We start from the raw sequence: 5,827 nt of genomic DNA on the forward strand, positions 1-5,827 counted from the left end.
CTTCGAGCCCGACTTCGGCTTCCTGCAGTTCCAGGGAACGGACTCGGTCTTCCACGAGCGGGCGGGGGAAAAGCGGGCGGTCGAGGCCGTCTACCGCGAGGTCGACCGTCAGATCGAGGCGACGATCGAGCGCCACGACCCCGAGAACGTCCTGGTCGTCAGCGACCACGGGATGGGGCGGGTCTCGGGTCACGAGTTCCGGCTCAACGAGCACCTCCGGGAGGAGGGGTTGCTCGCGGCGCGCCGGGGCGGCGAGGGGATGCCCGACTGGTCGCGAGCCTGGGAGAACGACCTGCTCGCCGGCGAGGACGCCGCCGACCACGAGGCCGGTCCGCTCGAGCGGGCGCTGAACGCCGCCGCGACGGTCGGGCTGACGACCCAGCGGGTCGCCGCCGCGCTGGATCTGGTCGGGCTCGCGGAGCCGATCGGCAGCCGCGTCCCCAACGACCTGCTCCGGGCGGCCAGCACCCAGGTCGACTTTCCGGCGTCGCGGGCCTACGTTCGCTCGAAGAGCGAGCTCGGGGTTCGGATCAACCTCGAGGGCCGCGAACCCGACGGCCTGGTGTCTCCCGCGGAGTACGAGTCGGTCCGGACCGAACTCATCGAGAACCTGTCGGCGGTTCGAACCCCCGACGGGGAGCCGATGTTCGAGACCGTCGCGCCCCGGGAACGGTACTTCAGCGGTCCGCACCTCGATAACGGGCCGGATATCGTCACCGTTCCCGCGGGGTTCGACAACGCGATCGTCGGCGACCTCGACCGTCCCCGGTTCGGCGATCCCATGGAGCCCTGGAACCACAAGCGAACCGGGGTCGTCGCCGCCGCGGGGCCGGCGTTCGACGAGTCGGCCGCCCTCGAGGGAGCGACGATCTTCGATATCGCGCCGACGATCTGCTCGCTGTTCGACGTGCCGATCGACGCCGAGATGGACGGCACCGCCCTGCCGATCGTCGAGGAAAGCGCCGTCGCCGACTACCCCGACTACGAGCCGACGGCGGTCGCGGCCACCGACGACGGCGCCGTCGAGGAGCGCCTCTCGGATCTCGGGTACCTATGAGTATCGACATTACCGTCCTCGATCCGATCGCGGACGCCGACGAGTGGAACCGATACGTCGAACGCTCCGACGGGACGAACCCCTTCAGCCGGGCCGAGGCGGTCCGGCTGCAGGCCGCGGACACCGATACGACCCCCCACCTGCTGGCCGGATTCAAGGGTCAGGAGGCCGTCGGCATCTTCCCGGTCTTCGAGTACGCGAAGGGGCCGATCACGGGCGCGTTCTCGCCCGCGCCGCGGGCGTGGTCGTGTTACCTCGGGCCGTCGGCGCTGAACGTCGACAAACTCAAACAGCGCAAGGCCGACAGGCGGATCCAGCGCTTTCTCGAGGGCTGTTTCGAGTGGATCGACCGCGAGATCGCCCCGCAGTACTCCAAGTTCGTCGTCGCCGAGTTCGAGGACGTCCGCCCGTTCGTCTGGAACGAGTACGACGTCGAACCGGGATACACCTACGTCGTCGACCTCGAGGGAAGCGAACAGGAGCTGTTGGATCGGTTCAGCAGCGACGCCCGGAACAACGTTCGTAACGCCGATCCCGACGCCTACGTCGTCGAGGAGGGCGACAACGACGACGTCGAGCGGATCGTCGACCAGGTTGCCGCCCGCTACGAGAGCCAGGGCCGATCGTTCCAGCTGAACCCCGAGTTCGCCCGGGCGGTCCACCGCGAGCTTCCCGACGGCGCGATCCGCCCCTACGTCTGTCGGGTCGACGGGGAGTTCGTCGGGGGCATCCTGGTCGTCGAGTCGCAAACGACCCGGTACCGCTGGCAGGGCGGGGTGAAACCCGATACCGACGTCGACCTCCCGATCAACGACCTGCTCGACTGGCACGTGATGCGCGACGGGCTGGAGGCGGGACTGGATCGGTACGACCTCGTCGGGGCCGGCGTCCCGAGCATCAACCGCTACAAGGCGAAGTTCAACCCGCGACTCGAGACCAACTACACGATCACGGCGGGCTCGTTCGGGCTCGACCTGCTAATCGATCGCTACCGGAAACTCCGGTAGGGAGTCCGAACCTCCGTTTCGCTTCCGAAACGGCTAGTCCGAAATCCGGTACATCGACCGCCTGGCGTCGGCGAGGCAGGCCCGGCTGTCGACGACGCCGCGGTCCGCGAGCGTCCCCAGCGCGTGTCTGACGGTTCGGGGACAGAGCCGCGACTCGGCGGCGATCTCCGCCTGGGTCATCGCGCCCTCGTACTCGAGCACTTTGTAGACGAGCTTCGAGCTGGGCGGCAGCTCCGAGACGACGGCCTCGTCGTCGGGCTCGAGTCCGCTCATCGGCGGTCGCGTCCGTCGACGGTCGTCTCGGAGCGAACGATGCGAGTCCGTTCCCGATCGGCTGAACGTGATCCCATTCCGTCCGGAGCGCCACCGAGAGGACCTATATACGACGGCGACGGTTCACGCGGATAGGGTGTGACTACCGAACCGGACTCGAGTTCGAGCGCTGACGGTCGATCCCGAGGCCCTCGCCCCGGTCTCCGGAAGTCGACACATATTAACCCCGGGCCCGTCGTCACGAACTGTATGTTCGGGACCAGTGGTATCCGTGGAACCGTCGGAACGGACGTGACGGCCGCGCTCGCGCTGTCGGTCGGCCGCGCGGTCGCCTCCGACGGCTACGAGCGCGTCGTCGTCGGGCGGGACGTTCGCGACAGCGGGCGCACCCTCGTCGACGCGGTCGCCGCGGGACTCCAGGAGTGTGGCGCCGACGTCCTCGAGGTCGGCGTCGAGGCGACCCCGACGGTCGCCCGATCGATCGAGCGCCTCGACGCCGACGCCGGGATCGTCGTCACGGCCTCGCACAACCCCGAGACCGACAACGGAATCAAGCTCTGGACCCCCTCCGGCAAGGCCTTCGGACCCGAGAAACGGGAGTCGATCGCCCGCCGCGTCGGCGAGGGTGACTACGAGCTGGCCGACTGGGACGGCCAGGGAAAGCGGGAGCGCCGCGACCGCGTCCGAGAGCACCACGCGAGCGCGCTGGCGGACGCGGTCGAGCTGGGCGACCCCCTCGAGGTCGTCGTCGACGTCGGCAACGGCGCCGGCGCCGTGACCGCGGCGGTCCTCGCCGATCTCGGCTGTACGGTCCGGACGCTAAACGGCCAGCCCGACGGCTCGTTCCCGGGCCGACCCAGCGAGCCCAACCGGGAGACCCTGGGCACGCTCATGACCGTCCTCGCGGAGACCGACGCCGACCTGGGCATCGCCCACGACGGTGACGCCGATCGCATGATGGCCGTCGACGAGACCGGGGAGTTCGTGCCGAAGGACGCGCTGCTGGCGCTGTTCGCGCGCAACGCCGCCGGCGAGGGCGACCGGGTCGCCGCCCCCGTGGACACGAGCCTGGCGGTCGACGACGCGCTTGCTGCTGTCGGAGCGTCGCTCACCCGGACGCAGGTCGGCGACGTCTACGTCGCCGAACGGACCACCGAGGACGACGTCGTCTTCGGGGGCGAACCCAGCGGGGCCTGGATCTGGCCGACCGAGACCCGCTGTCCGGACGGCCCGCTCGCGGCCTGCAAGCTCGCCGAACTGGTCTCGAGCGAGGGGCCGCTCTCGGAGCTGGCCGCCGAGATCGATCGCTACCCGATCCGGCGGACGTCGATCGAGGTCGAGGCGAAGGAAGCCGTGATGGAAGCGGTCGAGGCGACCGTCGAGGAGGAGTACGCCGAGGTCGACACCCTCGACGGCGTCCGGGTCGAGACCGACGACGGCTGGTTCCTGATCCGCGCGAGCGGAACCGAGCCGGTCGTCAGGGTGACCGCGGAGGCGCGTTCGGAAACCGACGCGGATTCGGTGTTCGCGACTGCGACGGGGATCGTCGAGCGGGCGACCGAGGCGACGAACGCGCTCGAATAAGAGGCAGCGGACGAACCGTCAGCGGGGGGTCGGGGGAGCTATCGTCGTTCCTCGGGAATGAAATCGGACGTCTTCATCTCTCGGTACGTCGCACACTCGGGGCATGCGTGGACGACGTCCCGGTTGTCGCCGAAGACGCGAGCGAACTGCCGTGTCACCTGGTTGTCGCAGTTGATACACCGCGGCGAGGTCGTTTGCTTCCCGGACGACATCGGCGTCCACTTCACGTCGGTTGGTTCCGTCGACATCACCAGCGGCTAATCACAGAGCGGTATTTAATATAGGCAGCATAACGATCGAAGTGAAATTTAGTCCCGTATTTCGTGGTCGATACCCCCCTCGAGGGTGATCGAGAGGGGGTGTTCCGATATCGACGGCGTCGCACGCTGCAACCGCGGAAATTACACATTTCTGAACAGTAATGGGCCGATTAACGTGGCATAAACACCGTTCTCGATCGTCGGAGTCGACGGACGACCGGCGTTTTCGGGCGGTTCCCGGAGTCTCCGGCCGGAGCCGTCGACCAGTCCGATCGATCCCGCCGTTCGGTGGGCCGAATCGACCGAACGAACCGCCGAACGATTATCGGCCGTATATTAATCGGGGGGATCGAACAATGCGATCGTAATGAAAGCTGTCGTGCTTGCAGCCGGACAAGGGACGCGGATCCGACCGCTTTCCTCGTCAGTGCCGAAACCAATGTTGCCCGTCGCGGATCGTCCGCTCGCCGCCCACACCGTCGACGCCGCGATCGACGCCGGCGCCGACGAGGTGGTCCTCGTCGTCGGTTACGAGGCCGACACCGTCGAGGAGTACTTCGGCGAGGAACACCGCGGCGTCCCCATCTCCTATGCGATCCAGGAGGAGCAGTCGGGGACGGCCCACGCCGTCAACGCCGCCAGCGACCACCTCGAGGGATCCTTCGCCGTACTCAACGGCGACAACCTCTACGACCAGGCGGCGATCGACCGACTCTTCGACGAGTGTCCGGCCGTCTGTGCGATCGAGGTCGAGGACCCGCGCAACTACGGCGTGCTCAGCACGACCGACGGTGCGGTCACCGACATCGTCGAGAAACCGTCGGATCCGCCGACGAACCTTGCGAACGCGGGCGCCTACGCGTTCCCCGAGGAGGCGATCGAGTGGCTCGACGTTCCCGCCAGCGAGCGGGGCGAACACGAGATCACCGACGTCCTCGCGCAGGTGGTCGATCGGTTTACCGTCACGCCCGTCACCCTCGAGCGCTGGATGGACGTCGGCCGCCCCTGGGAGCTGCTCGAGGCCAACGAGTGGAAACTCGGCGAACTCGAGGGCCGCGTCGCGGGCGAGGTCAGCGAGGACGCCCACCTCGAGGGGCCGGTCGTCGTCGAGGAGGGTGCGACGGTCAAACCCGGCGTCGTGATCGAGGGTCCCGCGCTGATCCGCTCGGGCGCGACGGTCGGTCCGAACGCCTACGTTCGCGGCGCGACGCTGATCGACGAGGGTGCGAAGGTCGGCAACGCCGTCGAGGTGAAAAACAGCGTCCTCTCCCGGGGCGCGACGGCCGGCCACCTCTCCTATATCGGCGACAGCGTCCTCGGCCGCGACGTCAACTTCGGGGCGGGGACGACCGTCGCGAACCTCCGTCACGACGGCGACGACGTGCGGTTCACGGTCAAGGGCGATCGGGTGTCGACGAACCGCCGGAAGTTCGGCGTCGTCGTCGGCGACGACGCCAAGACCGGGATCAACACGAGTCTGACCCCCGGACTGAAACTCGATACGGGAGCGACGACGGCGCCCGGCGAGGTCGTCGAGCGGGATCGGTAAGCGGGCGAGCGACGGCCCCGTCGATCCCTACTCGACGGTGACGCTTTTCGCCAGGTTCCGCGGCTTGTCGATCGGTCGGCCGAGCAGGTCGGCCGCG

At 68.2% G+C, this 5,827-nt stretch carries 6 protein-coding genes; 4 read left to right on the top strand and 2 right to left on the bottom strand.

Going from position 1 to position 5,827, the window contains the following annotated elements; translation table 11 throughout:
• Positions 1 to 1,057, top strand: a 1,057-nt coding sequence (locus C492_RS15755; protein WP_008425413.1) for an alkaline phosphatase family protein, incomplete at its 5' end; no start/stop codon positions are given.
• Positions 1,054 to 2,064 (top strand): lipid II:glycine glycyltransferase FemX, encoded by a 1,011-nt coding sequence (locus C492_RS15760; RefSeq protein WP_008425414.1) that lies wholly within the window; start codon positions 1,054 to 1,056, stop codon positions 2,062 to 2,064. The genes C492_RS15755 and C492_RS15760, both read left to right, overlap by 4 nt.
• Before the next feature lie 33 nt (positions 2,065 to 2,097).
• Here the strand turns inward: C492_RS15760 and C492_RS15765 are convergent, their stop codons facing one another.
• Complete coding sequence (locus C492_RS15765) at positions 2,098 to 2,337, bottom strand: ATP-binding protein (RefSeq protein ID WP_008425415.1); 240 nt, start codon at positions 2,335 to 2,337, stop codon at positions 2,098 to 2,100.
• A 249-nt stretch (positions 2,338 to 2,586) separates the two neighbouring features.
• Here C492_RS15765 and glmM point away from each other — a divergent pair, with 249 nt between their 5' ends.
• Complete coding sequence (gene glmM, locus C492_RS15770; protein WP_008425416.1) at positions 2,587 to 3,921, top strand: phosphoglucosamine mutase; 1,335 nt, start codon at positions 2,587 to 2,589, stop codon at positions 3,919 to 3,921.
• Between the two features lie 38 nt (positions 3,922 to 3,959).
• Here the strand turns inward: glmM and C492_RS15775 are convergent, their stop codons facing one another.
• On the bottom strand, positions 3,960 to 4,169 hold the full coding sequence (locus C492_RS15775; protein WP_008425417.1) for a DUF7563 family protein: 210 nt from the start codon (positions 4,167 to 4,169) through the stop codon (positions 3,960 to 3,962).
• 379 nt (positions 4,170 to 4,548) lie between these two features.
• Here C492_RS15775 and glmU point away from each other — a divergent pair, with 379 nt between their 5' ends.
• On the top strand, positions 4,549 to 5,730 hold the full coding sequence (gene glmU / locus C492_RS15780; RefSeq protein WP_008425418.1) for a bifunctional sugar-1-phosphate nucleotidylyltransferase/acetyltransferase: 1,182 nt from the start codon (positions 4,549 to 4,551) through the stop codon (positions 5,728 to 5,730).
• Positions 5,731 to 5,827: the final 97 nt, after the last annotated feature.

Source organism: Natronococcus jeotgali DSM 18795, assembly GCF_000337695.1.
In the GTDB taxonomy this organism is placed as follows: domain Archaea; phylum Halobacteriota; class Halobacteria; order Halobacteriales; family Natrialbaceae; genus Natronococcus; species Natronococcus jeotgali.

Excerpts from the sequence above, each read along its gene's own strand:
- C492_RS15760 (WP_008425414.1), top strand. The coding sequence starts at position 1,054 with ATGAGTATCGACATTACCGTCCTCGATCCGATCGCGGACGCCGACGAG.
- C492_RS15765 (WP_008425415.1), bottom strand. The coding sequence starts at position 2,337 with ATGAGCGGACTCGAGCCCGACGACGAGGCCGTCGTCTCGGAGCTGCCG.
- glmM (WP_008425416.1), top strand. The coding sequence starts at position 2,587 with ATGTTCGGGACCAGTGGTATCCGTGGAACCGTCGGAACGGACGTGACG.
- C492_RS15775 (WP_008425417.1), bottom strand. The coding sequence starts at position 4,169 with ATGTCGACGGAACCAACCGACGTGAAGTGGACGCCGATGTCGTCCGGG.
- glmU (WP_008425418.1), top strand. The coding sequence starts at position 4,549 with ATGAAAGCTGTCGTGCTTGCAGCCGGACAAGGGACGCGGATCCGACCG.